This is a genomic window from Luteolibacter rhizosphaerae (genome assembly GCF_025950095.1).
Classification (GTDB): Bacteria; Verrucomicrobiota; Verrucomicrobiia; order Verrucomicrobiales; family Akkermansiaceae; genus Haloferula; species Haloferula rhizosphaerae.
In genome coordinates, this window is the sequence record NZ_JAPDDR010000004.1 from 178,047 (window position 1) to 193,947 (window position 15,901).

Annotated in this window: 22 protein-coding genes and 1 pseudogene; 18 read left to right on the forward strand and 5 right to left on the reverse strand. The window is 61.6% G+C overall.

What is annotated here, in order from left to right:
- Position 1 precedes the first annotated feature (1 nt).
- From OJ996_RS08970 to OJ996_RS09020, 12 genes and pseudogenes are all read left to right on the forward strand, one after another.
- Positions 2-421, forward strand: coding sequence for a hypothetical protein (locus tag OJ996_RS08970; RefSeq protein WP_264513209.1), 420 nt, complete (start codon positions 2-4; stop codon positions 419-421).
- A complete protein-coding gene (locus OJ996_RS08975) occupies positions 418-1,200 on the forward strand; it encodes a YdaU family protein (protein ID WP_264513210.1) in 783 nt (260 codons plus the stop codon). Before OJ996_RS08970 ends, OJ996_RS08975 begins: the two co-directional genes overlap by 4 nt.
- Positions 1,181-2,518 (forward strand): replicative DNA helicase, encoded by a 1,338-nt coding sequence (locus OJ996_RS08980; protein ID WP_264513211.1) that lies wholly within the window; start codon positions 1,181-1,183, stop codon positions 2,516-2,518. Before OJ996_RS08975 ends, OJ996_RS08980 begins: the two co-directional genes overlap by 20 nt.
- A gap of 29 nt (positions 2,519-2,547) precedes the next feature.
- On the forward strand, positions 2,548-2,793 hold the full coding sequence (locus tag OJ996_RS08985; protein ID WP_264513212.1) for a hypothetical protein: 246 nt from the start codon (positions 2,548-2,550) through the stop codon (positions 2,791-2,793).
- Between the two features lie 11 nt (positions 2,794-2,804).
- Positions 2,805-3,002, forward strand: a pseudogene (locus OJ996_RS26550) (helix-turn-helix transcriptional regulator); the annotation flags it as partial.
- A gap of 42 nt (positions 3,003-3,044) precedes the next feature.
- Complete coding sequence (locus OJ996_RS08990) at positions 3,045-3,260, forward strand: hypothetical protein (protein ID WP_264513213.1); 216 nt, start codon at positions 3,045-3,047, stop codon at positions 3,258-3,260.
- 212 nt (positions 3,261-3,472) lie between these two features.
- Positions 3,473-4,081, forward strand: coding sequence for a terminase small subunit (locus OJ996_RS08995; protein ID WP_264513214.1), 609 nt, complete (start codon positions 3,473-3,475; stop codon positions 4,079-4,081).
- Complete coding sequence (locus OJ996_RS09000; RefSeq protein ID WP_264513215.1) at positions 4,081-5,490, forward strand: DEAD/DEAH box helicase family protein; 1,410 nt, start codon at positions 4,081-4,083, stop codon at positions 5,488-5,490. Before OJ996_RS08995 ends, OJ996_RS09000 begins: the two co-directional genes overlap by 1 nt.
- 54 nt (positions 5,491-5,544) lie before the next feature.
- Positions 5,545-5,757: a hypothetical protein gene (locus OJ996_RS09005; protein WP_264513216.1), complete on the forward strand. Its 213-nt coding sequence runs from the start codon at positions 5,545-5,547 to the stop codon at positions 5,755-5,757.
- 94 nt (positions 5,758-5,851) lie between these two features.
- Complete coding sequence (locus OJ996_RS09010) at positions 5,852-6,355, forward strand: D-Ala-D-Ala carboxypeptidase family metallohydrolase (protein WP_264513217.1); 504 nt, start codon at positions 5,852-5,854, stop codon at positions 6,353-6,355.
- Positions 6,356-6,416: 61 nt separating this feature from the next.
- Positions 6,417-6,719, forward strand: a complete 303-nt coding sequence (locus OJ996_RS09015) for a hypothetical protein (RefSeq protein WP_264513218.1) — start codon at positions 6,417-6,419, stop codon at positions 6,717-6,719.
- 178 nt (positions 6,720-6,897) lie between these two features.
- Complete coding sequence (locus tag OJ996_RS09020) at positions 6,898-7,170, forward strand: hypothetical protein (protein WP_264513219.1); 273 nt, start codon at positions 6,898-6,900, stop codon at positions 7,168-7,170.
- A 62-nt stretch (positions 7,171-7,232) separates the two neighbouring features.
- Here the strand turns inward: OJ996_RS09020 and OJ996_RS09025 are convergent, their stop codons facing one another.
- From OJ996_RS09025 to OJ996_RS09045, 5 genes are all read right to left on the reverse strand, one after another.
- Complete coding sequence (locus tag OJ996_RS09025; RefSeq protein ID WP_264513220.1) at positions 7,233-7,637, reverse strand: protein-export chaperone SecB; 405 nt, start codon at positions 7,635-7,637, stop codon at positions 7,233-7,235.
- A 6-nt stretch (positions 7,638-7,643) separates the two neighbouring features.
- Positions 7,644-7,973, reverse strand: a complete 330-nt coding sequence (locus OJ996_RS09030) for a hypothetical protein (RefSeq protein WP_264513221.1) — start codon at positions 7,971-7,973, stop codon at positions 7,644-7,646.
- Between the two features lie 10 nt (positions 7,974-7,983).
- Positions 7,984-8,571, reverse strand: coding sequence for a hypothetical protein (locus OJ996_RS09035; protein ID WP_264513222.1), 588 nt, complete (start codon positions 8,569-8,571; stop codon positions 7,984-7,986).
- Between the two features lie 209 nt (positions 8,572-8,780).
- Positions 8,781-9,569: a CPBP family intramembrane glutamic endopeptidase gene (locus OJ996_RS26350; RefSeq protein ID WP_319800685.1), complete on the reverse strand. Its 789-nt coding sequence runs from the start codon at positions 9,567-9,569 to the stop codon at positions 8,781-8,783.
- The gene (locus OJ996_RS09045) at positions 9,485-9,967 is read right to left on the reverse strand and encodes a hypothetical protein (protein WP_264513223.1); all 483 of its coding nucleotides are present in this window, start codon (positions 9,965-9,967) and stop codon (positions 9,485-9,487) included. Before OJ996_RS09045 ends, OJ996_RS26350 begins: the two co-directional genes overlap by 85 nt.
- 98 nt (positions 9,968-10,065) lie before the next feature.
- On the opposite strand from OJ996_RS09045, the gene OJ996_RS09050 reads away from it, so the two are divergent.
- From OJ996_RS09050 to OJ996_RS09075, 6 genes are read left to right on the forward strand one after another with little or no spacing between them, the layout of a single operon-like run.
- A complete protein-coding gene (locus tag OJ996_RS09050) occupies positions 10,066-10,410 on the forward strand; it encodes a hypothetical protein (protein ID WP_264513224.1) in 345 nt (114 codons plus the stop codon).
- Positions 10,411-10,468: 58 nt separating this feature from the next.
- A complete protein-coding gene (locus OJ996_RS09055) occupies positions 10,469-10,723 on the forward strand; it encodes a hypothetical protein (RefSeq protein WP_264513225.1) in 255 nt (84 codons plus the stop codon).
- Positions 10,724-10,727: 4 nt separating this feature from the next.
- Complete coding sequence (locus OJ996_RS09060) at positions 10,728-12,146, forward strand: hypothetical protein (protein WP_264513226.1); 1,419 nt, start codon at positions 10,728-10,730, stop codon at positions 12,144-12,146.
- A 53-nt stretch (positions 12,147-12,199) separates the two neighbouring features.
- Complete coding sequence (locus OJ996_RS09065; protein ID WP_264513227.1) at positions 12,200-13,849, forward strand: phage portal protein family protein; 1,650 nt, start codon at positions 12,200-12,202, stop codon at positions 13,847-13,849.
- Positions 13,849-15,213, forward strand: a complete 1,365-nt coding sequence (locus OJ996_RS09070; protein ID WP_264513228.1) for a putative phage head morphogenesis protein — start codon at positions 13,849-13,851, stop codon at positions 15,211-15,213. Before OJ996_RS09065 ends, OJ996_RS09070 begins: the two co-directional genes overlap by 1 nt.
- Positions 15,210-15,863 carry a hypothetical protein gene (locus OJ996_RS09075; RefSeq protein ID WP_264513229.1) on the forward strand — a complete coding sequence of 218 codons (654 nt, stop codon included), beginning with the start codon at positions 15,210-15,212 and terminating at the stop codon, positions 15,861-15,863. Before OJ996_RS09070 ends, OJ996_RS09075 begins: the two co-directional genes overlap by 4 nt.
- Positions 15,864-15,901 lie beyond the last annotated feature (38 nt).

The window sequence follows — 15,901 nt, forward strand, 5'->3', positions numbered from 1 at the left end:
CTTGCCGATCGACCTCCATGCCCGGCCTGAAGTTGAGGCCGCGATGCTCCGGGGACCGAACCCGGAGTATCTGGCCTTCGCTCTGGAAATGGGCCTGGGCGCCCCGGCCGATCTGTCCACCCCCGTCATGCAGCGGATCGCCGCAGTGTGGCGGGGGCCTTGGGCGGGCGCCACCGCCTTCGAGGACCGGTTCTTCGCCACCATGCGCGCCGCGGAAGCCGAATGTCCCGGACTGTGGCTGGAGATCATCGGCGCTCCGGCCCAGCAGATGAACTACGAGAAGATCCTCTACGAGCGCCACTTCGCGGGCGAGCTGGCTGCTATCGAGCAATGCTCAAGCGCCGGCGTCCGTGCCGCCCGCCGGAAACAATACGCCGCCGCACTTCACGACTACCACCGCATCCCGGAAGACCTTCGATGAGCACACCCAGCACTAAGACGCCCCCGGCGTTCCAACTCTACGCACGCGATTTCCTCGCGAGCACTATCTTCTTCACTGCGGCACAGGTGGGCGGATACTTCCGTCTTCTCTGCCACCAGTGGGAGACCGGCGGACTGCCTGATGACGATGAGATGTTGGCGGCAGCCAGCGGAATTTCTGGCTCCGATTTGGCTGTCGTGAAACTGAAGTTTCACCGCGGAGAGGACAGACTCCTTCGTAACCGGAGATTGGAGGAAGTTCGCTCTACTTCCTTGCGATTTCGCGAAAAGCAATCCGCCAATGCACGCAAAGGCGTTGAAAAACGACAATCGAAGACAGAGGATCCAGCCAGATCGGGTGCCAGACAACCAGCCAAGTCCACACCTAAGGCCGAGCCAAAGAGCAGCTCTCCATCTCCATCTCCTAATAGTATATCCCCTATAGTCCCCTTTGGGGACGCGCCGGAGGAAGAGCGGTCCATTCTGGAAGCCATCTGGAAGGGTCACCCGCAGGAGGGTCGCTCGCGCTCGTCACGCGATCAGGTCACGAAGGAATGGCTCAAGCTTGCCCCGGCGGACAGGCCGCCGTTGGAGACGGTGGCAGCTGCTCTCGACGCATGGGCACTCGGGCGCGATTGGATCGAGGGATACGCGAAGGGCGCTCACCTGTGGGTGAAGCTCAAGCGGTGGGAGAAGGAGGTCTTGCCCAAACAGGCCAGCGCCGGACGGGAGAGCGCGGGAATCGGACAGAAGCTTGCCCATGAAATCGCCCGTATCTGAGCCTCCCCACTCGAAGCTGGCGGAGAAGGCTGTCCTATCGCTCATGATGCGGGACGAGGAGACGCGCAGGCGCGCGCTGCTCGAAGGCATCGGCGAGGATCACTTCTATTGCCTGCAATCGGTCTACCTCGCGGTCACGACTCTCAGCCGGAGCGGAGCCACTATCGATGCCATCAGCCTGACAGAAGAGCTTCGGTCGTCCGGTGATCTCGAAGGCGTGGGCGGCGAATCCGCGGTCGTCGAGATGTGGGAGATGAACGAGAACCCGCGCGGCTGGAAGCAGTGGGTGCGCGCTCTCGCGAATGCCAGGATCGAACGGATCAAGGAAGATGGCCTTCGTTGGGCTGCCGATGCCAAGACGCCGGAAGCAGCCCTCGAAGCGCTGCGGACGACGCAGGAGGAAATGAGACAAGCTCTCGCGGGCCCGAATCGCTCGAAGACGGCGCAAGAGGTCGCAATCCTCGTCGATCAGGAACTCCACAGGCTCTACAACGCCGGCGCCATACCCGGCATTCCCACCGGAATGGGAGATCTCGACCAGCTCACCGGCGGCATGAAGTATGCCCAGCTTTGGGTGATCGCTGCCGAAACCTCCCGCGGGAAATCGGTGCTCATGTATCAGCTCGGGTGCTCGGCCATCGCGAACCAGAAGCGGGTGGCGATCTTCTCCGCGGAAATGACCGTTGAGGAGGTGGGCATCCGCCTCATATCGCACCGCGGCAAGATCATGATGGACCATCTCAGCAGCCCCAAGTCCGCCGGGAAAGGACACATGAACCGCATGCAGACGCAGCTCAAGCTATTGGCTGAGGAGCCATTCAGCTTGGACGACACGCCGCGAATGTCCCTGTCCTACCTGTACGCCGAATGCCAGCGGCTGGCCGAGATTCACGGCGGTCTCGATCTCGTGATCGTCGACTACCTGCAAATCCTCGATGTCGAGGTGAAGCGGACGGAGAACCGGCAGGATGCGGTGTCGAAGCTATCGAGCGGGCTCAAGCAGCTTGCGAAGCTCCTCCGCTGTCCGGTCGTCACCGGCTCCCAACTCAACGACAACGGACAACTCCGCGAGTCCCGAGCGATCGGTCAGGATGCCGATGTGCTCCTTGCCATCGGGGCCGATGGCATCCGGATCCAGAAGAACCGGAACGGCAAGCGGGACGAAACCCTGCACTACCGTCTCGTCGGGGAAATCCAGACGTTCGCGCCCTTCGATCCGAAAGAGCGGACAGCAGAGCAGGAGGCCGCCGATGAAGCGGCAGAGAGGGAGAAAGCCAAGAAGCGGAGCAGCGGTCGCGACCGCCAGCACCGGAACTGATCGCCCGAAGGAATCCCAAGGAAATGACCGTGCACAGGCTGCCCCTGAATCCCGATCAAGCCGCGTGGCTACGCGAGCGGGGGCGGCACTTCGTCTGCGTGACGGTCGGCAGCTACCCGAGCAATCCCGGCGGTTTCGACCTGGTGGTTGTCGAGTGCGGGGAATCCATCGCCACGAGCGCCGCAAACGTAGCCATGGGGAGAGCCACGGTGAAGAAGTCATCCCCCGCATCCGGGGCCACTCGTGAGAAGAGCATTACCCAACGATCTGCATGATGATTCATCGCATGGTCCAATCTGAACCATTTCAGGCCGCGCCCGCGAAAAAACTTAGCTTCAGGGAATCCCTTGTTGCTCTTAGGAAAGCTCGCCATCTCACCCAGCAGGAGGCGGCGGATCTGGTGCCGGTTTCACGCAGTACGTGGAAGCGGTGGGAGTCTGGAAAGGCGGTCCCAACAGGCGCGCAGCAGGCCGCTGTGATCGCGATCCTGAAGCGTCCTCCACGCCCGCCGAAGAAGCTAACCGCCATGCACCACCTGTCCCCGGAGAAGCATAAAGGCTTCATGCTTCGCGGCACCCTGCAGGTGGGATCCAAGGTGGTGGGCAAGCGGAAGAAGTTCCCGCTCTACACGAAGGACCCCGAGCAGGCGCTCTATGGAAAGAAGGTCGTACTCGGTGTTCTCCGGGTTCTAGGGGTGAAGATCGCGGACCGGAAACAGAAGCCAGTGAAACGCCATGAGTGATGAAGATTCCAAAGAGTTCCGCCGCCGCGTCCGAGGCGTTCTAGCCGCCCAGCTCCGATGCAAGCGGGCGCTCACCCGCGCTTTCAGAGTGCAGGAGGAATGCAACCGCCAAACCCAACGGAAGCTTGAGGGGCTCAACGCGATTTGCGGCCACATGAAGGGGGCCATCGGGCCCGATTGACCTGCTCTGAGCCTTCCGACGTACTACAACCATGGCGGTCACGAAGAAAGCGAAGCAGGGGAAGGCGCTGGCCAAGGGAGGAAGCCTGAAGCCCGAGCGCGGCCTATCCCCGAAGCAGCGAGCCTTCTGTCGCGAGTATCTGGTCGATCTGAACGCCACCCGGGCGGCAATCCGTGCGGGATACAGCGAGAGGACGGCCGGTGCGATCGGAGAGGAGAACCTGAAGAAACCTGAGATCGCGACGGAAGTTCAGAGGTTGATGGCAGAGCGCGAGAAGCGGACTGAGGTGACGGCCGATGCGGTCCTGAAGGAGCTCGCGTCCATGGCCTTCTATGACCCTGCCGCAATAGGCTCGGCGGAGATTCGCGGGCCTGAAGACATCGCGAAGCTTCCTGAAGACGTTCGCCGGTGCATTGTCGGTTGGTCATGGGACAAGGCCGGCAACTTCACCCTGAAGCTCGCCGGGAAGACTCAGCAACTCGAGCTGATCGGGCGCCACCTCGGAATGTTTCGGGACAAGCTGGAGCACAGCGGACCCGAGGGCGGACCGCTGGTCACTGCCAGCACGCTTTCCCCTGAGCAGATCGCCCAGGTTGAGAGGATTCGAGAGCGGCGGGCGGCGATCAAAGACGGAGCGTGATGAGTCTCTACTCCCTCACTCCTGCCGAGCATGCGGTCCTCGAACTTGGTAGGAGCCCCTACGACTGGCAAATCGACGCACTGGAGGCTATAGGGCTGCAGGAGACCGGTGGGAAGCCTGTGGCCGTGGCGGCTGCGAACGGCTCAGGCAAGACCAGTGACCTCGTGGCTGTGGCCGTTTCGTGGTTCCTTCGGAAGTATCCGCTTGGGTGGGTGGTGGTCACCTCCGGATCGTGGAACCAGCTCAAAAACCAGCTTTGGCCAGCGCTCTCCGCGCTGAGGAAGAACAACAAAGGCTGGATCGTGCGAAGGGGAAGCGAGTGCGTCGTTACCACTCCGGAAGGACGGGACATGAAGATCGGCGGTGCGATCGGTTTCTCGACCAATGACCCGAACCGAGCGGAGGGCTGGCATCCGAAGATCAATGCGCTCACGGATCCAGTCTTCATCATCGTTGACGAGGCAAAGGGTGTGCCGGATGACATCTTCGGCGCATTCCAGCGGTGCACCCGGAAGTTCCAGCTTTGGACATCGAGTCCAGGCGAGCCCGCCGGTCGCTTTTACGAGGCGTTTCACAAACACGCCGGGCTTTACTTCACACTCAAGGTGCGGTCTGACCAATGCCCGCACATCGACCCGCGGAAGCGTGATCTCGACCGGGAGGAACTTGGAGAGGATTCACCGCTCTACCGGTCGATGCACCTTGCGGAGTTTACCTCCCTCGACAACCGCGTCGCGATCACTCCGGAGGCCCTGATCCATGCCTTCCTGATACAGGCGCATCCGGACCCAAGCGGCGAACTTGTGGGCTTCTCGGACTTTGCGGCGGGCGGGGATGAGGACACAATCTCTTACCGACACGGGAACGTGGTTAAGCTCCACGACGCGTGGAGGGAGGCGAACACAGTGCAGAGCCGCCGCCGGCATATTGATGCTTACCAGAGCAAGCTGCGAATACCGGCAGGGCAGGTGTGGGGGGATGCCGACGGCATGGGCAACGTGATCCTAAAGGACATGGCGGAGGAGAAGTTCCGCGCGAACGAGTTTCATGGCGGCCAGCCAGCATTGGATCCCGAGAACTATGCGAACCTGATTTCTCAGGTGTGGATCGAAGGGTGTCGCCTGATCGAGCGGGGGAAGCTTCACCTTGGGCCGCGTGATCAGTTTAGCAGTCAGCTTTTCGAGCAGTTGACCACGCGGCGCGTGGAATGGGATAGCCGCGGGCGCCTGCGAATCGAAAGCAAGGAGGCGATGAAAAAGCGGGGCGCGAAATCCCCAGACCGGGCGGATTCCTACCTCGGTGCCATCATGTGCGGATCTCGCCTCTCGGGCTCGCTTACCCATCAGACTGTGAAGGACAGCGCCATTGGAACCTCACCCTTCGCCTCCGATCCTGTGACCGGTTTCTAGGCGGGGGCCAGTGCCTCGGGTGGATGGTGGCGGGCGATCGGGCACGGTGGTGGCATGAAGACCCTCTGCTCCTTAACCGCCGTATGCGTGCTGGCGCTGATCGTGAAGCTGCTTACCGGCTGCGCGACCACCAAGACGACCCGCGTGCTGGAGGACGGCACGAAGGTGGAGAGCAGCAGCTACGCGCTCACCGATCGTGCTGCAGGGGCGGCAGCGGTGGCGGCCCGCTACTACTTCCGGGTTCCCTCTCAATCCTCCGGCAAATGAAGCGCTCGCTTCCGGATCTCGTGGTCTTCATCCGGGACGCTCTCGTGATCCTCGCCTTCGTCGCGGTCGTCACCGCCCTCTACTTCGCACTCCGGTGAAACCCTTCTCTTCCATCTACAGCTACATCTTCCGACCCCACACCCCGCGTATGGCTACCAATCCCCACCCGATCCAAGGCGAAGACTTCAACCAGTGGTTCGCCCGGCAAGGCTTCGAGCACTTCAGCGCCGACGAGTTCACCAGCTACTTCGAGGTGACCCGCCGCGGTGTCAGCAACGACTACCCGGCCCGCGACCTGTGGGCGAACATCGTGCCGACGCTCCGGATCGTCGTTGCCCTGCGGAAGCACTTCGGGCGCGCGGTCACCATCCTCTCCAGCTACCGCAGCCCGGCCTACAATGCCGCGATCTCCGGGGCGGCCACGAAGAGCTATCACATGAAGTTTCTCGCCCTCGACATCGCGGTCGCAGGTCACAGCCCGCGGGCGGTCTTCGAGCTTTTGAAGAAGTGGCGGACCGAGGGTAAGTTCAAGGGTGGGCTCGGGCTCTACTCGACCTTCGTCCACATCGACACCCGCGGAACCAACGCCACTTGGTAATGCCATGACCGCCGACTCTCCATCTCTGCCGATCGCACCCGACCCTTCACCACCCAAACCCATGCCGCCTTGGCTCATCCACGTCGCGAAATACTACGGCCCTGTGGGCATCCTCTGTGCCTTTGCCATCGTGTGGGGCAACAACATCGACGAGGAGCGCAAGGCGCAGGCGGAACGCTCCTACTTGGACCAGAAGGCCTTCACCACGGAGATCCTGCGTGTCACCACCGAGCAGACCCGCGTGACCGGCTCGACGGCGGAGGCGATCCGGCAGTTCGCCGAGCGGCTGGAGCTGCAGACCGAGGTCATCGAAGCTCAGGGCCGGATCCTCGAAGGGGTGGCTCGGGAGCTCGAGAAGCCCTAAGCCCGGAGGATGAAGGGCGACCGTTTTCTCACGACGGCCGCCCTTCGGTTGGTTCAACTCTCCCCAGAGCGAACGCCGGGATAGTGGCCTAGAGCCGCGGGTTGTCCAACGCATACCCCTACACTACCCCCCTTGACGGCGCATTTTTTCGGTTGTAGCGATCCGGGCGTTCACTCCCATGAACCCCAGGCACTACTTCAAGGTCGGCATCCGCGATGACTTCGCGCTCGATATGGTGGTCGAGCTGCGCCCTTCAGCGTACAACGGGCAGGCCCCGGCCACCGAGTCCGAGCGGATCGCCCGCGACATGCTGGTGAACTTCATGCGCCATGAGTGGGACTGGAACGGGGAGGACAAGGAGGTCAGGCCGGTCGAGGTCCGCATCGAGGTGCCCAAGCCGCTCAACGCCTACCACATGGCCCATGGCGCTCTGTGGTGCTCGCGGTTCTGAGGGTGGCGCGGGAGATGGAGGGGAAGTGAACTTTGCGGCGTGTGGGGTGTCACACTGAGCCATTAGACCTGTGGCTTTGCTAGCTCGTCGGGTACGCGGTAGTTCACTGATGGAAGAATCACAGGTTCGTATCCAGCGATCAGCGTGACATGAGCTACGTAGCTTCGAATGAACGGAAAGGCGATGGCAGGCGCATTTACCCTCACGAAAGCGGAATTCTTGAACTCCTCGTCGAACTCTTCGTCAGTTTCGAAGAAAGAAGAATATTCCACTTCGAAGTGCTGAGCACCTGCATGAGAGGACTTTGCTATTGTGAGTGTAAGGCGGAACTGGACCTCGAAAGTATTTGTGGATTCAGTGAACAGCGTACGATGAGCAAGATCGTATCCGTCATGGGATTCCTCTTCCTCGGAAGCCGCCCTTAGCGCCATCTGAGTGGCGACGTTCTTCTTGAGCTGGAGCTTCATTGAGGACTATGCAGCCAATGCAAGTTCGTTAGAATCGGCAACTTGAATGTCGCAATCATCAACAAATGTCTGGTCACTCCAGTGGCGGCCAGCCGGCTTTCCAACCGTTTCGAACCGGCCCCAACCCCCGGTCGTAATCAACGATTCACCACGTGCGAAAACGTCTTCGGTAAGACCGCAGCTCACATCCACGAGAGGTGAAGTCACCCATTGTGACGGGGTCCGAGGGATGATCTCAATCTCGCATCCCATTTCTGCAAAGGCAGCAACCAGCGCTTCGTCCGAGACCGCCGCGAACATCTCGTCGAATTCTTTTTTTAAAGTTTCAAAGTCCATAGCACAGCCCTCAGCGGTTGGTAGACCCATTGGCTACGATTTCAACGCGGTCAAGCGAAATGCACGTAGCATGATCCCGGATGCAAATAATCGTTGTATTTGGAATGCCTGATTCCACCCAAAAGTATCTCGAGTCCCTCGATAGTTTCGTGAAAAACCACCCTCTCAAACCATCAAATTTTAACATAGAGGCCCAAAAATTTATAACGGAATTATCAAATTTTCTGCCGCTTTGAGGCTCTCCATACTTTGGACGAGCACGACCTCTGAACTCTCGCCGAGCATACTCGAAAAACTTCAGACCCTCGAAGGTTGTGAGATCTAGCATTTTTTTCATGGAGAGGGCTACCTTCACCACCGCATATTCGCGGTATTTCAAGCACTCCTCGTCGTTATCCCACGCTGCTACGTAACCCCAGGATTTCGCGTCGTCCTTCCCGTTCGAAATCCCGTCTTCGAAAAAATACACACCGGGCCCAAGCCACTTGTCGTCCCCGTCGCTGGGCAGGAAATTTTTGTCCTCCTTGATATCGCGGGCTGCCTCTGAGCTGGTGCCATGGTATCCGGTGGTCTCGTGTGCGATACAAGGGTCTGCCATGGGAGGAAGAGCTTTAGATACGGTATAGTATCTAATAGTCGAGCAAGATTTGTTAGGTCGTCTGCTTCAACTTTGAGCTGAGCCATCGCCCTGCGTAGCCTTGACCCCTCTGCTACCCTGCAGCCGCGGGCCGGGGAACCCCTACAGCAGCCCCGCGATCGCTAGATCGTCGAGCATCGTGGCGCGATCATGTCCCCGGCGACCGGGGCTCAGACTTGCGATTGGGAGATCCCTGATCCTTTTTTCCTCAGGTTGGGATGGCGCAACAGAACGCTGAGGGTCGCCGCACTGGCCAAAACTGCGACGGGCAGTACCGCCCAATCGGGCGGCTTGGCGCCCTCTGCGAGGAAGTTCGTGAGAGCGTGAATAAGGATGCACCACCCCAAGCTTCCCGAAATAACTCTCACAATGCCGAATGCGGTTGCGGCGAAGAATACGGTGACCAGGCTTGCCGGTGAGAAGCCCCAGTGGAGGAAAGTAAAACCTAACGCTGACACAAGGATCGCCAGCTGCGGGTGAACCTCCCAATGAGCGAGGGCATAGCCTCGAAAAGCAAGTTCTTCCCAAGTGGCCACGGCCAATGCCACGCAAAGCATGTGGGCCACCGGGTAACCGGCTGGGAAACCGCGAAAGAAAGCCACATTAAGTAGCAGGTATGGAAGAACGAGAAAAACCGTTCTGGTAAGGGGCAGGCGAAACGACCCGATTCGTAGGAACCGTCTCCAAACAAGAACCGGGAGAGCCCACACTGTCAGTCGGAGTGCCCAGCAGGTGGCGTCGACCAAGAGAGGGTTTGCAATCACCCTCGCCGCCCATCGCCGCAGGTAGGGATCTGCCACTAATGTTGCGATCGTCGATCCCACAAGGATGATGACAAAGGCAACGCGCAGGATAGCTAGTATGGGCGAGGAGATCATTGGCGGTCCAATCCGACGAGCCTCTTTCTCCGCCTCGCTCGCCAGAGCAGCAGGGCGGACCATGGGAGAGCTACGGCGCATAGAAGGGACCAGTATGGCATCGAAAGCGCCCAATCGTTGGGACGTCCTCCCACGAGCATCATTATCATCTCGTACTCTAAGGTCTCGTCCGCATCGGACTTCTCCCACCAGTCTTTATCGTTAAATCGCGAGGCGGCCTGGGCTCCCGTAATGAAAGTGGGCCAAAGGAAATGATCAAAGCGCTGCATGAAAGGACCTGCCTCCGTGCGAGTGAATGAGCTATCGACAACGGCTTTCTGGCGAACGAGGAATATAGAACCGCTGTAGGGAGTGACTTGCCCCCCTTTGAATTCAAGGAAGGTCCAATGTTTGTAGGAATCCCGCCACGCCCAGCAGATAAAACCCATCACGAGGATGCCGGACCAGAAGGTGATGGATCGGTGCAGGGCGAGCTTCACGGGGGCAATCTGAAAGACCGCGCCACCCGTTGCGAGTCCTGATCTCGTTGCTACCGTAACGGATGGCAGGCACCAGACCGATACAGCCATTTCCCGGCATGGACGGGTGGACGCGGGCCAGTCGCAACTACCCTCTGCCCGCCGGTCTCCCTGATCACGCGCGCTGCAAGGTGATCGAGCAGCCAGAATCCCAGAGGCTGGTCATCGAGGTGGACGGGAAGCGCTGGGATCTCCCGTGGTGGAACGTGGAGATCGGCGATGAATACCAGACCCGCAGCGGCCAGTGGATACGGGAGCCGGACGAGCGGGTCCGTCGGTATGTGATCAAGCGCTTGTCATGGGCCCGCGGGCTCGAGAAGGTGCCTGGGCGGGACCAATGCTACTGGATTGATCACTACGAGTGGGTGCTCCGGCGGAACGGGTGGGAGGTGCCGCCGGAGTGAGATGCGGGGGCCACTGCCACGGCGTGCCGGTAGCGAAGGCTCCTGACAGCCTCCACCCATGGCCGAAGTCCTGACCGCCGCGCTCGCCGCCAATGCCGAATCCTCCGAGCTTGCCGTAACCCCGCTGGCTCCGCTCGGCCTCACCTGCGACAACCCTTGCACGGTGCTGGTCAAAAACACGGCCTCAGGCGGGCCTTCGTGGGCGGTGCTCTACCAGGGAGGGAAGGAAGACGCCCGGATCATCTACCCGCCCGGGCCCGTGATCAAGGTAAGGGCCGGTGCCGCCGCTGCCCGCGTGCTTATCAACAGCTAAGGCCATGCACCACGCCTGCCATAGCCCGGTGCACTTCGCGCCCGATGAGATCCCCTCGCGGCTTCAACCCCTGATCCGCACTGGTGGAGCTGTAACGCCCATCGTTCGCATGCTGTCGATCGGCGATTCCCACACGGTCTACGGCGCCCGCTACAACACCAGCACGAACAACTTCGCACTGACCGCCCGCTCCCATTGGAGCACGGCAGGCGTGCGGATGCGCCGGGCCCTTGCCCATGGCCGCAATTCCTACGGCACGCCCAACGCTCAATCCCGTCTCTATTGCTACGGCGCTGCAGGTGCCCGCCTCGACCAGATCGAGACGAACACCGACACGGGCCTGCCCAAGCTGATCGCGGATTACGGCGCGGTCGCTTCTTCATCGCTCGTGGTTTTGAGAGGCTGCGGGAATGACTTCGCCGCCGGAGCCTCGCTGGCCACCGTGCAAGCAAGGATGACGTCGTTCGTGAACGGGCTGCTAGCGGCCAACTTCGCCGCCATTGTTATCATGAGCCAGGGGCCGCGGCTGTATTCGACTACCCCGGTAGACGAGACCGTCGTGCTGCCAAAGCGGCTCGGGTATAACAGCTGGCTGGAGAACACCTTCTGCCCGTCCAATCCGAAGCTCTACTTCTGCAATATCAACGATATCGGCGAGGATCCCGGAAACCCCGGCTATGCGCTCGCGTCCAAGTTCGACACGCTGGCCCCCGGCCACTGCTACGACTGGGTCGCGAGTCGGCAGGGGCAAGCGTTGGCGAACGTGATCGCCACGATCCCCGGAGTTTCTTTCGAGCCCGCCTGGGCCGATGCTTCCTTCTTCAGCACCGCGCTCAACGCCACGGCTCAGAATCCGAATGGTAATCCACTACTCACCGGAACGGGAACCGAGGGATCCCCCACCGTCTGCTATGCGGCGCGCATTCAGGTAGACAGCGGGACGGCGACGTGGGCGTGGTCCACCGTGACCCGTAACGGCAGGACGGTGAAGAAGCTGGACATCCTGACAAACACCGGGGTCGTTTCCTTCCAGTCCGCTCAATCCGAATTCGGCGGGCTGGGTGCATTTGCGGGGATCACCAGCGCCTTCGATCCGGCCACGGAATCGGTCTATGGAACCGTCTCTCTCGAAGGCGAGCCTGCGGGCTGGGCTTTCACTGAGATCAAGATGGAACTCCTGCAGTGGGGCGGGAGCTACAAAACCGCCGCCGACCAGATCAGCGACGACAATGGCGGCTCCGGCGTGCTGGAGGTGCTGCCGCGCTCGGTGCTTTCCTCGCCTCCCATGCTCATGGGTGGCACCGTGGGCTGTAACGGCCGCCTAAAGTTCCGCGGCACTGGAACGGTCTACCTCGACTGGATGACGGTCCACTCGTCTGCAGATCACCTCGGGCCTTACCGCGACCAGTTCACTGCGCCGTGAGGGGGCCAGTGTCGCCCCGTGCGGGCTTCTCCCGAGGGTGACACGCTCGCGGCATGGGAAATACCTGCGCCCCCGTCGGCTCCGCGCTTCCGCCTCGCCGGGATCAACTGATCACCGCGGCGGATACCGCGCCTGTGCCGTCCTTCTCCGGATATGGGGACTCTATCATCGTGCCGCAGGCGAAGGACCGCATGCGCGAGCTGATCGAGCGCGAGCAGCTTCCCACGGAGATGAAGGCGACGCTGGCCGGTTCTCTCACGGGCGACATGCAGCGTCAGCAGCTTCTCTTCCAAGCGATGATCGACACGTGGCCGCACCTGTCCAAGGCACTGCGGGAAGTGAAGCTGGCAGTACGCAACGCCCCTTGGCAGGTCAATGCTTGGGCTCCACGCGGGAAGAAGCCGACCGCCGCCTCGGAGAAGCTGGCCCGCTTCGTGGAAGACTCGATCTGGGGCATGAAGCCCGACATGATCAAGGGGCTGAAAGGCTTCGAGGGCACGCTTGAGGAGATCACTCTCGGCTACTTCATGGGTCACTATGTGGGCGAGATCCACTGGCAGAAGGAATCCATCTGGATGAAGGCGGGCGGAGAGACGGAGGTCGAGGGCCACCGCTGGCTGCCGCAGTGCTCCAAGACCCTGCCGCCCCGCTTCTACGGCTACCCGTATTGGGATCAGGACGAAGACCGCCTGATGCTTGACCGCACCGGGGGAGAGGGGATGCATGAGGCGTTCGAGGACTTTCCTGAGCACCGTTTCCTTGTCGGAGTGAACGGCGCGCACTCGGGGCACCCTACGATTGCCGCGCCCCTCCGGGCGCTCACCGGCTACTGGATGGCGGCCGTCTACGGGCTGAAGTGGCTGATGCAGTATGCGCAGCTTTTCGGCGTGCCGTTCCGGTGGGCCGAGTATGAGGCGGGAGATCCGACCGCGAAGGCGGAGATCATGGCCATGATGCGGCGCATTGGCACCGAGGGGTGGGCCGCGTTCCCAAAGGGCACCAAGATGGAGTTCCTCAACGAGGCCGGCGGCGGAAGTTCGCTGGTCCAGCGGGAGCTGCTCAAGCTGGCCGACGAGCAATGCGACATCTTCATCCTCGGGCAGACCCTCACGAGCTCGCAGGGCGACAAGGGCAGCCAAGCGCTTGGCACGGTCCACATGCAGGTCCGACAGGAGATCCTAAAGGGCGTCTGCGACTTCGCCGGGGAGGTGCTGACCCACCAGTTTGCGCCGTCGATCGTGGCCCTCAACTACGGCGACCGCCGGAAGGACATCCCGGGCATCTGGGCGAAGTTCGAGGCACCCATCGATGAGCAAAAGCTTGCCGAGCGTGACAACGCCCTCGGTATCCTGAGCGGCAAGGTGCCGGTGGCGAAGGCTTGGTTTTACGAGAGGCACAAGCTGCCGATGCCAGCCGAGGGCGAGGAATTGCTCGTTCCCGAACCGCAGCCCGTTCCCGAACCGCCGAAGCTCGGGCCCGATGGGCAGCCTGTCCAGCCTGATGAGGACGAGGACGACGAAGTCGCGGAGAAGGATCCCGAGAAGGTCGCCGCAAGCGAAGCGAGCCATCTCCCTGCCGAACTCAAGGCGCTGCTGAAGCGGATGGAGAAGGCCGCGGCGAAGGGTGGCATCATCGATGCGGATGCCATCGCCGATCTGATGGGCGCGGCTTGGATCAACTCGGCGAAGAAAGACGTCGACTGATGGCCACCGAGGACCAATTCACCCAGGCATTCCGCAGCTTCGCGCGGCGGGAGAACCTGCCGGCCGAACTCACCAGCCAGCAGTGGGCAGACGTGCCGCGGGAAATCCGCGAGCGCGCCTTCTTCATGTCGCGCGTGACCGATGCGGAAATCCTCCAGCAGTTTCGGACCGGGCTTGATGACATTCTCGCAGGAAATAAGGGCATCGATCAGGTCGAGAAGGAGCTTTGGTTCTACCTCCGCGACGTCGGCTATCAGCCTGGGGAAGGTAAGGCCGGAGGGTTGGAGGATCTTTCCAGCGCCGCCCGCATCCGCACCGTGCTCGATACCAACATCGCCATGGCCCGCGGGCATGCGCAGTGGGTGAAGAAGCAGACGCTGATCGACGTTTGGCCGTTCCAGCGCCTGGTGCGGATCTCCGCCCGGGATGAAAAACGCCCATGGGTCGCCCGGTGGCGGCAGGCAATGGCGGAGCTGGGGGAGAACACAAAGGCCGTGGCCGTCGGGAGCCCGAACCCACTGGCGGATGATCCACTTGAAGACGTCTTCTGCGTGGCACCGCTCAACGATCCGATTTGGCAGGCGATCTCCATCTTCGATCAACCCTATCCGCCCTACGACTGGGGCTCGGGTGTCGGGGTGGTTGCCGTGGACATTGCCGAGGGCGATCGGCTCGGCCTGAAACTCGATGCTGCAGACCCCGCGCTTGAGCCGGTGGTGAAGTCGATGAACGAAGGGCTGGAGGCCACGCCCCAAGTGTCGGATCCGGTGCTCCGAAAATCGCTCGAGGAATCGCTCGGGCGCTTCGGTGAGTGGGACGGTGACAAGATGATCTTCACGGACCCGGACGGAACCCGGCCCATGACGGCGGAGAAGCTCAAGGAAGTATGGGATAAGCCGGCGCCGGAGGGATACGACACGCTTACCCAGCGCGACGAGTTGGAGAAGTGGGATGACGGCGCCACTCCGGACGAGATCGAGGCACGCACCACACTGCGGAAGCTCTTTGACCGCATTGTGACCGCGAAGCAGCCAGACGAACTCTGGCGCGCGTTCTCTCTCGATCCGGCGCAGGCCGTGGGCCTCATCCGCGGGCTTGCTAATCGTCGCCTGAACATCCCGGCCAATGTCGCCGGGTGGGATTGGGTGCCGCGTCTCTCGCAGGCGTTGGCGATCCACGACGGGGCGGGGGAGGGCTGGACCGTGATTGTCCAGGTGCGTGGCGTGAAGACCGCCAAGGATATCTCCGCCATCCGCCCGGGGAAGCCGGGCTTTGTGTACGTGGGCGGCACCGAGTTTCAGGTCGCCGACTTCAAGCAGGACGTCCGCACGCGCCGTATCACCATCACCCTGCAGGAAGCATGAGCGTGAAGGTCTCCATCAGCATCGATGCGGCAGCGCCGAAAGCACGGCTTGAGGTCGTGCAGAAGGTGGCAAAGGACCGAGCAAAAACGAATGCCGTGATCGGCGAAGCGGTGGCGGCGCTTGCCCGGCAGCGAATCCACGATCGCTACGTTGTCGAGGAGACGCGCACGAACTTCTGGGAGCGGGTGCAGAACTCGATCGAGAGCGAGGCGGACGAGAACGGTGCCACGATCACTTACAACGAGCTCGGCATCGGCCTTCGGTATCGCGGCGGCACGGTGACTCCCGGGAAGTCGATCAGCACCTTCACAGGCAAGCTTACGCGCGCGCTGGCCATTCCCTCCGATAAGGTCCCGCTCGTGAACAAGCGCCCGGTCGCGCCACGGTATGCAGGGCTTCTTGCCTTCCTCCGTTCGACCACTCGAGGCGATACTGTTGGGGTGCTGGTGGAGGGTCAGCAGAAGGTGATCACTAGGGGACCGAACAAGGGCAAGACGCGCATCGTGCCGAAGCCCGGCGGAGATTTGCTCTACGTTCTGAAGAAGATGACCCGGCACCGCCCTGATCCGCAGATCCTACCGGACGAGTCCGCGATCCAGGCGGCAGGGCAGGCAGCGATTCAACGCCTCCTCTTCGCCGGGGGCCAGTGAGTCGCGTGGAGCTTTACCAATGGTGGTGGCTTCATCGC

Coding starts and splice junctions, on each gene's coding strand:
- OJ996_RS08975 (WP_264513210.1), top strand. CDS start 418: ATGAGCACACCCAGCACTAAGACGCCCCCGGCGTTCCAACTCTACGCA.
- OJ996_RS08980 (WP_264513211.1), top strand. CDS start 1,181: ATGAAATCGCCCGTATCTGAGCCTCCCCACTCGAAGCTGGCGGAGAAG.
- OJ996_RS08990 (WP_264513213.1), top strand. CDS start 3,045: ATGCACCACCTGTCCCCGGAGAAGCATAAAGGCTTCATGCTTCGCGGC.
- OJ996_RS08995 (WP_264513214.1), top strand. CDS start 3,473: ATGGCGGTCACGAAGAAAGCGAAGCAGGGGAAGGCGCTGGCCAAGGGA.
- OJ996_RS09000 (WP_264513215.1), top strand. CDS start 4,081: ATGAGTCTCTACTCCCTCACTCCTGCCGAGCATGCGGTCCTCGAACTT.
- OJ996_RS09005 (WP_264513216.1), top strand. CDS start 5,545: ATGAAGACCCTCTGCTCCTTAACCGCCGTATGCGTGCTGGCGCTGATC.
- OJ996_RS09015 (WP_264513218.1), top strand. CDS start 6,417: ATGCCGCCTTGGCTCATCCACGTCGCGAAATACTACGGCCCTGTGGGC.
- OJ996_RS09020 (WP_264513219.1), top strand. CDS start 6,898: ATGAACCCCAGGCACTACTTCAAGGTCGGCATCCGCGATGACTTCGCG.
- OJ996_RS09025 (WP_264513220.1), bottom strand. CDS start 7,637: ATGAAGCTCCAGCTCAAGAAGAACGTCGCCACTCAGATGGCGCTAAGG.
- OJ996_RS09030 (WP_264513221.1), bottom strand. CDS start 7,973: ATGGACTTTGAAACTTTAAAAAAAGAATTCGACGAGATGTTCGCGGCG.
- OJ996_RS09035 (WP_264513222.1), bottom strand. CDS start 8,571: ATGGCAGACCCTTGTATCGCACACGAGACCACCGGATACCATGGCACC.
- OJ996_RS26350 (WP_319800685.1), bottom strand. CDS start 9,569: ATGCGCCGTAGCTCTCCCATGGTCCGCCCTGCTGCTCTGGCGAGCGAG.
- OJ996_RS09050 (WP_264513224.1), top strand. CDS start 10,066: ATGGACGGGTGGACGCGGGCCAGTCGCAACTACCCTCTGCCCGCCGGT.
- OJ996_RS09055 (WP_264513225.1), top strand. CDS start 10,469: ATGGCCGAAGTCCTGACCGCCGCGCTCGCCGCCAATGCCGAATCCTCC.
- OJ996_RS09060 (WP_264513226.1), top strand. CDS start 10,728: ATGCACCACGCCTGCCATAGCCCGGTGCACTTCGCGCCCGATGAGATC.
- OJ996_RS09065 (WP_264513227.1), top strand. CDS start 12,200: ATGGGAAATACCTGCGCCCCCGTCGGCTCCGCGCTTCCGCCTCGCCGG.
- OJ996_RS09070 (WP_264513228.1), top strand. CDS start 13,849: ATGGCCACCGAGGACCAATTCACCCAGGCATTCCGCAGCTTCGCGCGG.
- OJ996_RS09075 (WP_264513229.1), top strand. CDS start 15,210: ATGAGCGTGAAGGTCTCCATCAGCATCGATGCGGCAGCGCCGAAAGCA.